The sequence below is a fragment of the Leptodesmis sp. genome (assembly GCF_052746595.1).
The window spans coordinates 16,081-30,613 of sequence record NZ_JBRAGO010000057.1; the positions used below are offsets into that span (position 1 = coordinate 16,081).

At 49.2% G+C, this 14,533-nt stretch carries 13 protein-coding genes; 5 read left to right on the forward strand and 8 right to left on the reverse strand.

The genetic code is table 11. The features are described from left to right. Window positions 1–43: 43 nt before the first annotated feature. A complete protein-coding gene (locus tag ACUVQO_RS13555) occupies window positions 44–898 on the reverse strand; it encodes a PIN domain-containing protein (protein ID WP_445926401.1) in 855 nt (284 codons plus the stop codon). A gap of 275 nt (window positions 899–1,173) precedes the next feature. Between ACUVQO_RS13555 and ACUVQO_RS13560 the strand changes: the two genes are divergently transcribed. Together ACUVQO_RS13560 and ACUVQO_RS13565 are read left to right on the forward strand one after the other, a co-directional pair. Next, the gene (locus tag ACUVQO_RS13560; RefSeq protein WP_445926402.1) at window positions 1,174–1,410 is read left to right on the forward strand and encodes a hypothetical protein; all 237 of its coding nucleotides are present in this window, start codon (window positions 1,174–1,176) and stop codon (window positions 1,408–1,410) included. A gap of 159 nt (window positions 1,411–1,569) precedes the next feature. Continuing rightward, entirely contained in the window at window positions 1,570–3,297 is a 1,728-nt protein-coding gene (locus ACUVQO_RS13565; RefSeq protein ID WP_445926403.1) for a succinate dehydrogenase/fumarate reductase flavoprotein subunit, read from the forward strand. Between the two features lie 221 nt (window positions 3,298–3,518). Here ACUVQO_RS13565 and ACUVQO_RS13570 read toward each other — a convergent pair whose 3' ends face one another. The 6 genes from ACUVQO_RS13570 to ACUVQO_RS13595 form a co-directional block, all read right to left on the reverse strand. Continuing rightward, window positions 3,519–4,835 carry a CO2 hydration protein gene (locus ACUVQO_RS13570; protein WP_445926404.1) on the reverse strand — a complete coding sequence of 439 codons (1,317 nt, stop codon included), beginning with the start codon at window positions 4,833–4,835 and terminating at the stop codon, window positions 3,519–3,521. 77 nt (window positions 4,836–4,912) lie between these two features. Further along, complete coding sequence (locus ACUVQO_RS13575; RefSeq protein ID WP_445926405.1) at window positions 4,913–6,448, reverse strand: NADH-quinone oxidoreductase subunit M; 1,536 nt, start codon at window positions 6,446–6,448, stop codon at window positions 4,913–4,915. A 92-nt stretch (window positions 6,449–6,540) separates the two neighbouring features. After that, window positions 6,541–8,430, reverse strand: a complete 1,890-nt coding sequence (locus ACUVQO_RS13580) for an NAD(P)H-quinone oxidoreductase subunit F (protein WP_445926412.1) — start codon at window positions 8,428–8,430, stop codon at window positions 6,541–6,543. 514 nt (window positions 8,431–8,944) lie between these two features. Beyond that, the gene (locus ACUVQO_RS13585) at window positions 8,945–9,559 is read right to left on the reverse strand and encodes a hypothetical protein (protein ID WP_445926406.1); all 615 of its coding nucleotides are present in this window, start codon (window positions 9,557–9,559) and stop codon (window positions 8,945–8,947) included. Between the two features lie 19 nt (window positions 9,560–9,578). Beyond that, window positions 9,579–10,355 (reverse strand): hypothetical protein, encoded by a 777-nt coding sequence (locus tag ACUVQO_RS13590; protein WP_445926407.1) that lies wholly within the window; start codon window positions 10,353–10,355, stop codon window positions 9,579–9,581. Then, window positions 10,356–10,994 carry a hypothetical protein gene (locus ACUVQO_RS13595; protein ID WP_445926408.1) on the reverse strand — a complete coding sequence of 213 codons (639 nt, stop codon included), beginning with the start codon at window positions 10,992–10,994 and terminating at the stop codon, window positions 10,356–10,358. A gap of 612 nt (window positions 10,995–11,606) precedes the next feature. Here ACUVQO_RS13595 and ACUVQO_RS13600 point away from each other — a divergent pair. Then, entirely contained in the window at window positions 11,607–12,566 is a 960-nt protein-coding gene (locus ACUVQO_RS13600; RefSeq protein ID WP_445926409.1) for a hypothetical protein, read from the forward strand. A gap of 460 nt (window positions 12,567–13,026) precedes the next feature. Here the strand turns inward: ACUVQO_RS13600 and ACUVQO_RS13605 are convergent, their stop codons facing one another. After that, a complete protein-coding gene (locus ACUVQO_RS13605; RefSeq protein WP_445926413.1) occupies window positions 13,027–13,593 on the reverse strand; it encodes a Uma2 family endonuclease in 567 nt (188 codons plus the stop codon). A 204-nt stretch (window positions 13,594–13,797) separates the two neighbouring features. Here ACUVQO_RS13605 and ACUVQO_RS13610 point away from each other — a divergent pair, with 204 nt between their 5' ends. Together ACUVQO_RS13610 and ACUVQO_RS13615 are read left to right on the forward strand one after the other, a co-directional pair. Beyond that, window positions 13,798–14,064, forward strand: coding sequence for a hypothetical protein (locus ACUVQO_RS13610; RefSeq protein WP_445926410.1), 267 nt, complete (start codon window positions 13,798–13,800; stop codon window positions 14,062–14,064). Between the two features lie 11 nt (window positions 14,065–14,075). Further along, a complete protein-coding gene (locus ACUVQO_RS13615) occupies window positions 14,076–14,357 on the forward strand; it encodes a hypothetical protein (RefSeq protein WP_445926411.1) in 282 nt (93 codons plus the stop codon). Window positions 14,358–14,533: the final 176 nt, after the last annotated feature.

Here is a 14,533-nt window from a genome sequence, read left to right on the forward strand (position 1 = left end):
TCTTGAACCTCTGTCCCTATGTTCTGCCCCTGATGCCATATTTTCATCGTCCAACAAACGGCAACTGTTGCCAGAATTGGTTGAAACTGGCGGGATGAATGAATCGCCAGAGGGCACCTCCCCCGATCGCCAGAACAGCTAGGGTAATCAGATTGGCCAGAAAACTGGAAAACCGGAAAGAACGGCGGATTCGACGGGGAGGCGAGGAAGTCCTGGCGCTGGGACGAGAAATAGGCGATCGCACGGGAGCAGAAGCAGGAGGAGGACTGGCCGATCGTTGGTGAGCTGAAATCTGACGGGCAGCCGTTTGGCGACTGGCGCTCTGTTTTGGCGGCAGTGAATGAGGGGCAGAGACTTCCTGGGACTGGGCGACTTCACTGGTAACTGGGGTTGTAGACCGCATCAATTGCAGGTGATGGTTGACGGTAGCCGGTCGGCGTTGAGTGCGGCTCCATTGCACCAGAGCAGTCAGAGGAATACCACACAGGTTAGACCGGTTCAATCCCAAAAGCCGTTGCAGCAGGGGGTGATCATTCGCCACCAGGATCACCAGACTCTCTGAACGCCGATGGGCCAGTCCGTAAGCATTTTGTAGTACCTCCAGAGCCAGTCGTGCTCGTTGGCTTAAGGCATGACCTGCGGCGGGCTGCAAAGAGGGATGCTCGGCGATCGCGTTAGTCGTCTGCCACCCACTGGCTTTAAAGAAGCGCATGAACTCTCTGGCTTTACTTTCGATCTCTGGTTCACTGGCGCGATCGCACAACATTTGTATTGCCTCCAGACCAGCCTCTGGCACAAAACACTCTCCCAGGCGAGTGATCTCCTGCCACTGCTGGGTTTCTCCAGCAAGTAAGGCACTGGTATCCAAAATAAGTAGAAACGGTGGAAGAATAGCCATAATCGTTCTCAGGTGAGATGCACGGGAGCGAGAACCCATTCAAAATGAAAAGCTCAAACTGAAAGATGTGTTACAGAAACCCTTTACTTCCACTGGGGAAATGTTGAACTAGAGCAACAGATGAGACGCTAGTTGTAAAGCTGTATTGCGAACATTTCAAAAAGATTTAGAAATCCCCAAACGTTTCCTTCCAGCTTTACCTTATACCTTATAGATTTACAGCCTGTCGTACTAGCAAACTTCTAGAGGCCGGTCAAATTATTGTTTGGCTGATCGTGATTTTCGTCAGTCTGGCGGCCTCAATGGGTTTTATGGGGGCAAGTTGTCCTGTATTTGCCCTGGCGACAGTCGGTCTGATTCTGGTACTAACCCTGCCATTTCTTCTGTTTGCGTTTGTCACGACGTTGCTGAACCACATTGAGATCTCGGCGATTGATCCCGCTACGGTCAAAAGCTCTACGTCTGTAACGGCAGATGCGTCCAGCCAGCGAACCGCACAAGTCGTCAGTTAAAGATTAAGCAATGAAAACTCAATAACAGCGAATTTTGTAGGATGGATGAGGCGATCGCTGCCGCGTTAACTAGGGCTGGAAATGAGGCATTACGCAGCGCCAACCCATCCTCAGTTGTTCTCTGCCCCGGTAGAAAACTTTTCCCCACGTTTAATCTCTATGCTTGAACACGATGTCATTATCATTGGGGGTGGACTCGCAGGTTCCCGTGCCGCCCTCGAAATCGCTCGTCTGGCTCCCAATCTGAGCGTTGGTCTGATTGCCAAAACCCACCCCATCCGCTCTCACTCCGTTGCGGCCCAGGGAGGAATTGCTGCCGTTCTGCAAAACGCTGATCCTACAGACTCCTGGGAATCTCATGCTTTCGATACCGTCAAAGGATCTGACTACCTGGCCGACCAGGATGCTGTAGAAATTCTCACCCGTGAAGCACCAGAAGTCGTGATCGACCTGGAACACATGGGTGTGTTGTTCTCCCGGTTTCCCAATGGTCGAATTGCCCAGCGGGCCTTTGGCGGCCATTCCCACAACCGCACCTGCTACGCTGCCGACAAAACCGGACACGCCATTCTGCACGAACTGATTTGTAACCTGATGCGGCATGGCGTAAAGATTTATGACGAATGGTATGTGATGCGGCTGATCCTGGAAGAGAGACAGGTGAAGGGAGTCGTCATGTACCACCTTCTGGATGGTCAACTGGAGGTGATTCGCGCCAAAGCCGTGATGTTCGCCACGGGTGGCTACGGTCGGGTCTACAACACCACCTCCAATGATTTTGCGTCTACCGGGGATGGATTGGCGATGACGGCGTTGGCCGGGTTGCCTCTGGAAGATATGGAGTTTGTCCAATTCCATCCCACTGGGCTGTATCCGGTTGGCGTGCTGATTTCGGAAGCAGTGCGGGGAGAGGGAGCCTACCTGATTAACAGCGAGGGACGGCGATTCATGGAAGACTATGCCCCCAGCCGCATGGAACTGGCTCCCCGTGATATCACCTCCCGTGCCATCACCCGCGAAATTCGTGCTGGACGGGGAATTAATCCCGATGGCAGTGCCGGCGGGCCATTCGTGTATCTGGACTTACGCCACATGGGTGAGGAAAAGATCATGAACCGGGTGCCTTTCTGTTGGGAAGAAGCCCATCGACTGTTGGGGATCGATGCTGTGCATCAGCCTATGCCTGTGCGACCTACAGTTCATTACTCTATGGGTGGCATTCCCGTAAATACGGATGGTCAGGTGCGCCGCAGTCCAGACGAGTTGGTGGAAGGATTTTTTGCGGCTGGCGAGGCGGCCTGTGTTTCTGTACATGGAGCCAATCGGCTGGGGAGTAACTCCCTGCTGGAATGTGTGGTTTATGGACGACGAACGGGAGCAACGATCGCCCGCTACGTGCAAAACCGCAAACTCCCGGACGTGGACGAAGCCCGTTACCTGAACGAAGCCAAAGAGCAACTCCAGGGATTGCTGAATCAGACCGGACAGTATCGGATCAACGAGATTCGCCAGCAGTATCAGGATTGCATGACTCATTACTGTGGCGTGTTCCGCTCTGAGGATGTGATGCAGGAAGGACTCGCCCGTCTCAAGGAGATTCAACAACTTTACAGTCAGGTTCGTCTGGACGATCGCGGCACCTGCTGGAATACGGAGCTAATCGAAGCGATCGAACTCCGCAGTTTAATGATCGTTGGCGAGATGATTCTTACTTCAGCCCTGAATCGCAAGGAAAGCCGAGGTTCTCACTCGCGGGAAGATTATCCTGATCGGGATGATGCCAACTTCCTGAAACACACCCTGGCCTACTATTCCCCTGCTGGGATCGACCTCAGCTACTTGCCCGTTAATATTACCCTGTTTCAACCTCAGGAGCGCAAATATTAACCAGGAAAGCAGTAGTTCCTAGCTCAGGCGATCGCCCAATCTATCAGCTATCCGGCGGTTAAAACCGCCACTACACTCACCCAGTCTGCCGACGCAGACTCGATGAAATCAAACTTTTCAGTAACCTGCGTCGGCAGGGTTTCTCCCTATAGCCACGACTTCAGTCGCCAGGGTGACAAAGAGACAGGCCTTCAAAACATCCTCTTAGAATGAACCTGCCTCTACTTATAGGTATCGGTTTGAATCATGCGAATGCGACAGGCATTGGCAATACCATACTGGGGACGAATGAAGCGATCCATTTGGGCTTCAAAAAAGTCCCGATTGGCTTGCAGGTGTCTGGGATTAGGATCATCCAGGGGATAGAGCAAGGCCGCGCGGGTGGCTTGTAATACAGCTGAGGTAACGTTGTACATTGATCGCTGGAAGGCGATCCCCAACTGCACAAGAATGTCATCTTCACCCCGGCAATTTTGCAAGAAGTGCTCCTTTAAGTAGGGGGGCAGGAAGTGGTACATATCCTGGTGCAGCAGGGTGGGAGGAATGCCTGCGGTGCCGACTGGGAACTTATCTGCAAACAAAATGCCGTAGTGGAAATCAATTTGTTCACTGGGCACTTCATTGGCCTGAGCATTATAGGACTTGGTGCCCCGGAATGGTGCGGTGCGGTAAAAGACAGCTTCCACATAGGGCCAGGCCGCTTCATATAACCACATAAAGCCCTTCGACTTGGGAATGATTTCGTAGCATTCGCCCTTGATGTAGACATGGTGGTAAATGGGGCGACCTGCGATCGCAAAAATCCCATTCACCAGAAAGTCCATCGCCTCCGGCACGGTTCTGATGCTTCCCTCATCGTAGCGATCGGACATTTCAAAGAACATGGGAGCCATAATTTCCCAGAACAGCCCCAGAATCGACATGTAAGTGGCCATCCGTGCCTGTTCTAGGAACATTTGCGGGAATAACTTGTGCAGAGCCAGCAGGGGTGTGTACAGGGGATTTGCTCTCAAATAGGCCACGATCGCCCGGTTAGCATTGTTGATGTATTCCTCAGAATCCAGGAATGCCTCCAACTTACCGCTCATCCGATGCCACATCATCGCCCGTGCCAGGTCTTCGGAGAATTCCATATTGATGCGATCGTGCCACAGGTGATGCAGCAGACGGGGCATTTTGCCAATTTCACCCTTCTCCAGGAATTCCTTCAACTCTGGGTGGTATTCCGCGCCGCCTCGCCAAATCCGCAGATCAGCATCATCTCCGGCATAGTGATTGTGCAACTTCCAGTAATCTTCAGTCGGCAAATACTTGAAGAACGGCAGCGGATCAATAAAGACTCGTTCACCCAGATACAGCAAGTCCCGCCAGTAGAAGTCCATTGGCACAGAGTAAGCTTTATACATGCCAATGATTTTCATCAAATTTTCCGGTGTATCGGGAACCATTGACCCGCCTGCTTCTAAACGGTGAATCACTTCGGCGAGAGGATGGTTCGAGGGTGGCAATTTGGTGGCAGCAGTGGTGGCCATGTTCATAGGGCAAAGTCCTCTTGGGCTGGAGTTGAGCGTGAAGAGATGTGATGAATTGGGTCTGGACTAAGGTTTCCTGGAATTCAGTACTTAACAGTGTGTTGAGAGGGGGATGCACTAACCGCGACTCGCTCGATCGCTGGCGGGGAAGCCGCAGCGACCAGAGATGTGGATGTTGGTTCAATCCATTTCACTAACCAGGTGGGTTGTACTCCCAGCCAAAAGATCAGGGCAGTCATGATCAGGGCAGGCAGCTTTTCCAGGCCAGTCACTTTTGGGTAGTAGGCAGTGTAATTGTCTAGCCGGCCAAAGCATGTGCGGTTCAGCAGAATCACAAAGTAAACAGCAGTCAGTCCTGAACCTGCAACAGCCAGTAGAGTAGGCAGGGGGAAGGTAGTGAATGATCCCTGGAATATCAGGAACTCAGCGACAAATCCAACCAGACCGGGAACTCCGGCACTTGCCATACCACCCAGAATCAGCAAAGCGCTTACTGTGGGAAGACCGCGTAATGGATTCAGCAATCCATTTAAGACATCCAGTTCACGGGTGCCGACTTTATCCTCAATCACCCCAACCAGATAAAAGAGGAGTGCCAGAATTAAACCGTGGCTGACCATCTGAGAAACTGCACCCACCATGGCTAGAGGAGTCAGGGCCGCCGCACCGAGCAGAACATAGCCCATGTGCCCGATCGAGCTATAGGCCACCATACGCTTGATGTCTTTTTGAGAAATAGCGACTAGTGCCCCATAGATGATGCAAACGGAAGCAATGATGGACAGTCCTGGAGCAACCAGTGACCAAGTTTTGGGAAACAGACCGACACAGAAGCGAACCAGACCATACGTGCCTAACTTGGAAAAAATTCCTCCCAGCAGGATGGCTACCGGAGTAGATGCTTCTACATAAGCATCCGGCAACCAAGTATGTAGGGGAACTAGCGGAATCTTGATGCCAAAACCAACCAGCATCAACGTTAACAAGATCAGTTGAGCGCGTTGAGATAAAGCGCCTGCTTTAATATCGGCGTAGTCAAAACTGGAAGCTCCACTCAGCCAGCCCACCGCCAGGAAGGCGGCCAGAATCAGAATTCCAGAGACAGCCGTGTAAATCAGCAACTTCATGGCGGCATATTCCCGCTTCTGTCCGCCCCAGATGATGACGAGCAGATAGAACGGAATCAGTTCTAGTTCGTAAAACAGCAGGAACAGCAGCAGGTTTTGGGATACCAGTGCGCCCACGACCCCAGCATTTACCAGGAGTACCAGGATGTAGAACAGTCGCAGGCGATCGGGATTGGCAACCTTACTCAAGCCGACTTGGCTGAACAGAATCACCAGCGTCAGGAGGCTGGTAAGCGTGATCAGCGGTAGGGAGAGGCCATCTACTCCCAGGGTATAGTTCAACCCCAGGACACTGATCCAGGGGAAGAATTCCTGGAACTGTAAATCAGTTGCACTAACATTAAATTGAATCAGGAGCCACATATTCAGTAAAGCGGCCACACCAGCAACCCCCAAAGCGCCCAGACGAGCGCGATCGGCGGCTACTTTTCCAGGCCAAAACCCGATGCCGATAGCTCCTAAAACGGGTAACCAAATTAATGCACTCAGCATAAGACGTTAGGGTTGTGGATTTTTAGAGATCAGGATAGGAGTGGCGAAATCCAGAGGGTTTCTGTAGAGACATTCCGCTGAAATGTCTCTAATTAGCCGACGGGCTGTTGGGTCGGCACATTGACACTGAAAACGAAGGACAGATGGGATAGGAAAGGCCAAGTTGCCCACAAAATCAGGGCAGAGATACCCAACAAAATGGTCAGCATATAGAACTGGGACTTGCCTGTGGTGCTGTATCGCAAGCTCTGACCACTGGCGGCTGTAACAGTACCAAACAGGTTAATTAGTCCATCTACCAGATATTTATCCAACCAGGAGGTGATGCGGGAAACCACATCTACTACCAGCACGACACTAGAGCGGTAAAGGTCGCGAGTGTAAAAGTCGTAGGCCAGCAAGTCCTGTACGCCTTTCCAGGGAAGCTGAATGGGCTTGGCGATCGCCTGATTCAGGTAGACTACTCCACCCAGGCCAATACCAAACACACTCGACCAGAACAACAGAAGAGCAACATCCTTATTGATTCCAACCCAGCTTGGCAACAGCCCTGTGGCCTGCATAACCAATGGCAGGTGCAGCGTGAAACCCATCAAAATCATCATCGGTAGGGTCATCGGCCAGAAGACCTCTGGCGCTCGGGTGGTCATGGGCTTCGGCTCATTTCCCCAAATTAAGGAGAATACGCGAGTCAAGCCAAAGGCCGTCAGGATATTCACAACCAGCAACAGGCCGACTAACCAGGGATGAGTATTCCATAGGCCATCAGCGAGTTCCAGCATGGACCAGAAGGTGCCAAACGGGGGTAAGGCAACCAGACCGGCCAGCCCCACCAGGAACGATAAGCCAGACATGGGACGACGTGCCCACAGTCCGCCGTACTGCCGCAGATCTTGAGTAATGCAATTCCAGATGACTCCACCCACGGGCATCAGCAACAGAGCCATGGCAACCGCATGAGTTAGCACCAGCATGAGAGCCGCTTTGGTTTCACCCACCCCCACCGCGATGAACACCACACCCATATAGGCACTCACCAAATAGGACAGCGCACGTTTAACATCAATTTGAGCGATCGCAATCATTGCACCGCCGACTGCCGTGACCCCGCCAATAAAAACACAGGCATTCATCGCCAGGGGAGATAGCGCCAGTACAGGCTCTAATTTCACTAGTACCCAGGCTCCAGTTGCTACAACGACTGAGTTTCGCAAGATGGAAGCAGGAATTGGGCCTTCCATTGCTTCATCCAGCCACAGGTGCAGCGGAAACTGGGCGCATTTACCCATGGGGCCAGCAATTAAGGCCAGACCAATAAGAGCGATCGTGGTTGGATCAACTTGTGCTGTCTTGGCCCACTCAGCTAACTCGGAATAGTCCCAGGTATGGGAAAGCGGATAAAGCGCCAGTAAGCCCATCAATAAAAACAGGTCACCAATCCGTTTGGTGAGAAATGCATCCCGCGCCCCAGTCACAACGAGAGACTGGTTGAACCAGATACCAATCAGTAGATAAGTACAAAGGGTCAGAATCTCTAAAATGATGTAGCTGAAGAACAAGGAGTCTGTGAGTACCAGAGTGCACATCCCTGCTTCAAACAGAGCCAGCATTGCGAAGAAGCGTGCCCAGCCCCAGTCCATTTCCATATAGCCGATCGCAAAGACTTGAGCCAGCAGGTTGAGGCCACAAATGAGAGCCAGTGCTCCCACAGTTAAGGACGAGACAACGATCGGCCAGTCCAGGCTTAACCCCGCCACATTCAGCCAGGTGAATGAAAGCTGATAGGCTGGGTGGTTCAGGGCTTCCGAAAGTGCAATTAAAGAGTGAACAAATGAAATCAGTGTCATCAAGGCATTGATGTAGCCAGCCGGCCGGGGGCCAGTTTTTCGAGTAATGGATGGGAACCAAAGGACTGAAAGAACTGCCCCAACCAACGAATAACATGGCACCAACCAGATGCTTTGCATGAAAAGAGGAGCCATCAACAATCACCTCGCGGGGGTTAGGAAAGAAACTGAACTTTGTCCAAATCCAGAACTGAGTTCTTTGATAGAAAAGCCTCAGTTCTTTAGCCAGAATGGGTTTGCAACCATAAAGTAATTCCTCAGAAAGACAAATTTTCTGAGCTGTTTAAGTATTCGTATTTTTCAATCTTGAATTTAATAATTATCTACCATGCTCAATGCTCAAAATGTTGATTCATGCGCCACAGAAATCTTAAAAAATCACTGCAAAGCCTTTTCAATAGGCTTTTGAGCCGTCTATTGAAAAAGATAATTAAGTACATGAATTTCGCCTATACAAAACGTTTGTCTTCTAAGATTTTTAACCAGTTCTTTAAATAATCAAATATGTTTATACATGTCATTTATAGAAGTCTATTCTCATCCCTCAATTTCTTCTCCTAAGTTTGGGAGAAGGAAAGTAGAAATGGCTTGAAGTTCCTCTTCCAAAACTGAGAGGGGGACCTTAGTGGTGCAGAAATCTCAGACGGTCTCAGTATGAGAAGTTGGTCACTTTAGAAAACTCGATACGACAGTCCAAAGTGTCGTGCTTGCGGTGCGAGGCACAAGCGGGAGGGGGGCTGTGCTTCGACAACGCCCGGAATAGGGGCAAGAGTAATCGCTGGTAACAACAGCGGGCAAGCGCCCTCAAACCCAGTTGCAGAAAACTTAAGCCCCGTTGTCCATGCCAATCGAGCTGAGACTGCTTCCCATCTGGTACGCACATCCTGCCGAGCATGAGCGCAATCAAGGAAGCACAATCTAGCAGCATGAATAAACAGCTCAACGCTTGGGCATCACGTAGGCCTGATTGCAGCACCCCAAAAGCCGCAGACTTGTAATCCTTGAAGTGCGGCTCAATGCCGCCAAAGCGTTGACCATAAAGGGCAAAGGTTTGCAATGACGGTGAACGGTCAGACAACACTGCCCAAGCGTCTTTTGTCCCCGCAACAGTCGCAGTCGCCAGATGACAAGCAATTGCATTGAGGACGCTGACATTGGGGAACAGATACGCCTGTTGTGCCGGAGGCAACAAGTGCTCAACCGTAGAGTAATCGAGCGTCCGCCCCAGACCAAACACACCTCGACCAGGCAAAATCTGTCCCATAACAAGCTGGTGTCCAGGGTTAACAGCACGCTCTTTCCGGTAAATGCTTGCAAAGCATGACGCAGCAGTGGCTCATAAAATCGCTCAGCGTTAATCTGAGCATTGTGAACAAAATAGCTAAGCCGTTCCATATGGGCACGAGCACTACAGGGGCGATGCGACAAATAGGATAAATTTCTTCCACTACTTCCCGATCGTACTCAATATCAAACTCGGGAGATGGCTGTGTCGCTAATTTCTGAACTGCATCTGCTGACAAAAAACTGACTGGAATTGCGATAGTGCTGCTAAATAAAGGAGACCAGTAGTCTTTTCGCATTTCATTAAGTGTGTGCAGCCCAGCAAAAATCATTATAAACCAGGGATAAGTTTGGACTAGCCCGCGCCAGAATCCGATAAGCCTTTGTTCAACAGTATTTTCTTTGATTAATTCTTCAAGTATCTCGAATTCATCAACTGCAAGAATAAATCGATGTCGATTCCGAATTTTATCCAGTTGTTTTAGGAAACGCCAAAATATCTGATAAGGATTATAAGAAGTAAAGTTGTTATGTTGAGGCTCGTCTAGTTCTGACTGTTGTGTTGAGGTGAGACTATCGTAAATTTCTATAGCTAATGCATAAAGCAGCTCACTTGTATTATTTACACTTCCCACAACTTGCATATTGAAATTGATAGCGATTGTCTGACCTCCTAAATGCATTTTGAGATTATGCAGAATAGAGGATTTACCCATTTGTCGATGTCTGTACAGGATGATGGAGAGTGGCTGAGGGCTTGCCCACAGTTCTTCCAATCACTGAATGATGTCTTCGCGCCCCACGAAGGTGTGGCCGAGCATAGGGTTACCAACCACATAAGGGTTTGGTACAGGGGTTGAAGTCTCAACGTGCCCAATGTCACCCCCTGCTTCGCTGATTAATCGATGCCAATGGTAAATAATGTGTCTGAGAATAATTTGTTCTGGGATGAGTACTTCTGCAATAACGTAATCACTCAGGTTGTCAAGCGCACTGTTTGCTCTTAAAAGTGCAGCCTGCTTATTAACCCGGCTAACAGATGTCAGGTAAGTGACTATGTCTAATCCAATATCCTGTAAACGATTCAACGCAATCAATAGTTGAGGGCGAATTGAACCTTTGAGGCTTGGCAGGCTAGATGCTAGATTAACTGTTTGAGGCAAGGCAGAAAGTCGATCACAAGCTAAAAAGCCATGCATCACCTCAAATGATCGTTGGATTTCTAACCCTTCTGAATAATCTACTAAGTTGGTGTAAATTGAAAAGTTGCTCGACAGTAAAGATAGCATTCCATCCCTGGAGTCAGGTGCATTGCGAGCTAATAATTGGAGAAGTAAGCCTGCAAAAAATGTCAGAGGAGTTGGTTTAGAATGACGTAGGGAAAGTGTCAAATGGTAAACTAATCGCTCAATCAAACTACCCGTTACATCAACTGTGCAGTCTACCTATTTGCCATTGAGTTCAGCCAATAGAACTTGCTTGATGGTTGGTAATCGTTCCCACCCTAGCTGTGTCACTGGCGCAAAAATGTAAGCATCTGCTATGGGGTGTGTCAATAAGGTATATAAGCAGCGAAATGGGGATGGCTGTTGGTGTAGATAAGTTTTGAGAACGTACTGTGCTGCCCATCGCTGAAAGGGATTACAAGCCAAATTACAGAGGGTAGATAATCCTTGCTGTTCACTACATTGAAGTTGCTGATTTAGCCTCCTCCGAATACCGGGTAAACGAAAAATCAAAAGTTCGTCCTAATCTAGCGGATGACCGATCGATTGACCTGAACTGCATAAGCTCCAGAGCAGTTCAACTCCATAAAAAGGAATTCGCAAAGTACAGAGAATTGAAATAGTAGTGGTTAGCAGTCCAACTTGCCAGCCAAAGCAGAAACCAAAAGCTACACTCACTGCTCCACAAATTGTAATTACGCTAAATATATTTCTCGCAGGATTCAGGTCTGCACCACCTGCTGCACTAGCTGCAATGCCAATTGTCAGGCCAAAAGCGATACCAGTGATAGCTTTAGCATTATGCAAAAAAATGCCCTTGATATGGACGATCCTTACACACCAGGGCTTGATCCGAAAGTGGATAATGCTACAGGAGTAGGGTTAATTCAGGCAGAGTTTGCAATTCCCATTACAATCCCCAACATTACGTTTATACCACCACATATTCGGGGCGATCTCGAATTTTCTGGAAATGGTCCATGTATAAAGATCGAGTCCCGTGTGGTTATCCAGAACAATACACTTCAAATTATAGGAAATGCGCTCTTTGAAGAAACCAGATCAGACTTTACAACGTTTGATGGCTCCTTCTCCAGCGATCCTATTGATATTAGCGGACTTCTACAAGGATTTATCGTCAATTCACTGGTCGCTAGTGCAGATACTTTTGAAACAGTTGACGTGGGGTTGTGGGAAACTCAAACCATCCTACGAGGCTCAAACGCTTTAGTAGGGCGATACGAGATTCAAGGGGATACCAGGCAACGGGCAGGCGGAGGCAGTGATGAACCTTCTGTTTCTGTCACTTTCAATCCTGTGAGAGTCAGATTACGCTCGCCCCAAGGTCAGTTTATTGAAGATACTTTCTCTCTGCCTGAAATTACCTTTTCCCCATCAAGAATTAGAGGAGATGATGAATTTGATAGTCATGGACCAAAGATTCAAATTCAAACTCAGGTTATTGCCGATAGCACGAGAACGCTTCTAAGACCCGTTATAAGTGCAAGATTCGAGGAGTGGGACACTGCAAAGAATGAACCCAAAGCTGATTTTACGACCTTTGATGGGATGCAAGAATTTGCAGGGGCCAGTATCAGCCAAAGGCATCCGGGCTTTGTCATCGATGCTATTCTCAGTGACAGTCGAGACTTGGTAGAAACTGTTGACCTGCCTTTAACAGCAGACCAGACAATTGTGCTAGATAGTGATGAACTCATACGGGCGTATACAGTTCGAGGAGATGGTGATGGCAATGATTAACCTTCGGTTACTCTTTCCTTCAACCCGGTGAGGGTAAGGTTACGACCCGCTTAAATTCAGGGTAATAGAGGGCAATCGCCATCTATATACCCTGGGCGATCGTTTTTACCCCATTTAAGATAGAAGCGATCGCCCCCTACCCATCTCCTTTCCCTAAATACACGCTCTTCAGCCCTTTTGTTCCTTTCTTCGTCACCCCCCAATAGCGCAGATAGCGATAAGGTCTATAAGTCTTACCCGTCTTAGAATCAGGGATCCTCTTCAGCTCAATATGCCCCCGCCTCTGTGCTTCCCCAGCGGTGTGCCATCCTCACGAGTCTCCTGGTTCTCCTCCTCTGCCTCCTTCCGCCGTGACTCCAATAGCCCCTGAATCATTTCAGCCAGATCCCCTAACTCTTCATCACTTCAACCCTGGAGTTGCTAAATCAGCCTAGACTCGCACTGGCGATCGCAAGGTTGGTTAAACAGCCAGAGGCAGTAGAAATCCTGGAAGTACCTGTTCTCCTGATAGCTCGGTGGGTAAGGAGCAGACTTCTACAGGCTGATGAGGGCGGTAAATCTCAACCTGTTGATCTTGCGGATTCACCAACCAACCCAGGCGAACTCCATTATCGATATATTCCTGCAACTTGAGTTGTAGCGGTTCTAGGGGATCCGTGGCAGAGCGCAGTTCAATCACAAAGTCAGGTGCGATCGGGGGAAATTTGCGCCGTTGCTCAGGAGTCAGCGCTTCCCAACGGTCTTTTTGGATCCAGGCTACATCCGGCGATCGACTGGCACCATTGGGTAATTTGAAGATCGTAGAGGAACTGAAGACATACCCTAACCCAGTTTGACGATTCCAGATTTCTACATCTGCAATCAGACCTGCTTCCTGATTGCCACTCTCTCCACCAACAGGTGCCATCACAATTAATTCTCCAGTCGCAGTCAGTTCAAATTGCCAGTCTCGATTGCGCTGACACAATTGCCAGAACTGCTCATCCGTCAGGTGTACGCCATCCAAATTGAGGGTTAGAACATTCATGGCTTTCCTGTCGAGGATCATCCTGAATCCACTCTACAGCCTCTTCACGCGGTCGTCATTTAAGTTGAATCAACGACTAGAGTTTGGTGGTGATGCATGTCGATAGACTGAGCTAATGGACTGCGGCAAGAATAACCCTACTGTCCATTGGGTATCGGCGAGAATGACCTGTGGATTGCCGCCATTACCCTCTAGCATCAACTAATGTTGGTCACAGATGCAACCTTTTTCACGGAATGGAAAGAGCCATTGTCCCCCTTGAGTGACATCGAAAGAGCAAGGCTCGACCACCTCAAACAGCGTTATCTTTATTACGCCGACAGTGGAGCCATCACCGAAGGTACTGTTGACTTAATTCTGCTCTCTCCCCTGCTAGAAACTCTGGGCTTCATCGATCCGCCTTACCAAGTGCGGCGTGAAAAATATGTCCGACTTGAATTGAAGATGGTGATACCCTGCTGGATGGGTTAATTGATGCCCTGGTGATTCATGATCGCCTCTGGTTGATTGTGATTGAAAGTAAACGCTACGGCTTTAGTATGCGACAGGCGATCGCCCAAACCTTAGCCTACATGGTCGATGCGCCAATTTCTCCTGTGTTCGTCCTGATTACCACTGGAGAAGATTATCTGTTCGTTAAGTGCGATCGCGACTCCTCCCACTATGCCCTGTCCGATAAATTTACTAAACTTACCCTCAGTATTGCCGAAGGCAACGAACTATACTTAGTCGCGCAAATCTTAAAACATCTGGTGAGTGGGTAGCAGACTATTTGCCCCACAAGGAATTAAAAAAGACAGCACCACTTTCAGCTATCTAGCCCCTTTCATTGCTATATAACTATGTCATGATAAATACTAGCCCTCAAAAAAGCGTCTATCGCGATTGTTTTTTCAGATCTCCTGACAGCAAGTATCGCGAATTCTCAGCAAATTCAAGC

What these genes read in the sequence shown, in the direction of transcription:
- ACUVQO_RS13610 (WP_445926410.1), top strand. Translation starts at nt 13,798, where the DNA reads ATGTTGGTCACAGATGCAACCTTTTTCACGGAATGGAAAGAGCCATTG.
- ACUVQO_RS13575 (WP_445926405.1), bottom strand. Translation starts at nt 6,448, where the DNA reads ATGCTGAGTGCATTAATTTGGTTACCCGTTTTAGGAGCTATCGGCATC.
- ACUVQO_RS13555 (WP_445926401.1), bottom strand. Translation starts at nt 898, where the DNA reads ATGGCTATTCTTCCACCGTTTCTACTTATTTTGGATACCAGTGCCTTA.
- ACUVQO_RS13570 (WP_445926404.1), bottom strand. Translation starts at nt 4,835, where the DNA reads ATGAACATGGCCACCACTGCTGCCACCAAATTGCCACCCTCGAACCAT.
- ACUVQO_RS13565 (WP_445926403.1), top strand. Translation starts at nt 1,570, where the DNA reads ATGCTTGAACACGATGTCATTATCATTGGGGGTGGACTCGCAGGTTCC.
- ACUVQO_RS13600 (WP_445926409.1), top strand. Translation starts at nt 11,607, where the DNA reads ATGCAAAAAAATGCCCTTGATATGGACGATCCTTACACACCAGGGCTT.
- ACUVQO_RS13585 (WP_445926406.1), bottom strand. Translation starts at nt 9,559, where the DNA reads ATGGGACAGATTTTGCCTGGTCGAGGTGTGTTTGGTCTGGGGCGGACG.
- ACUVQO_RS13580 (WP_445926412.1), bottom strand. Translation starts at nt 8,430, where the DNA reads ATGGCTCCTCTTTTCATGCAAAGCATCTGGTTGGTGCCATGTTATTCG.
- ACUVQO_RS13605 (WP_445926413.1), bottom strand. Translation starts at nt 13,593, where the DNA reads ATGAATGTTCTAACCCTCAATTTGGATGGCGTACACCTGACGGATGAG.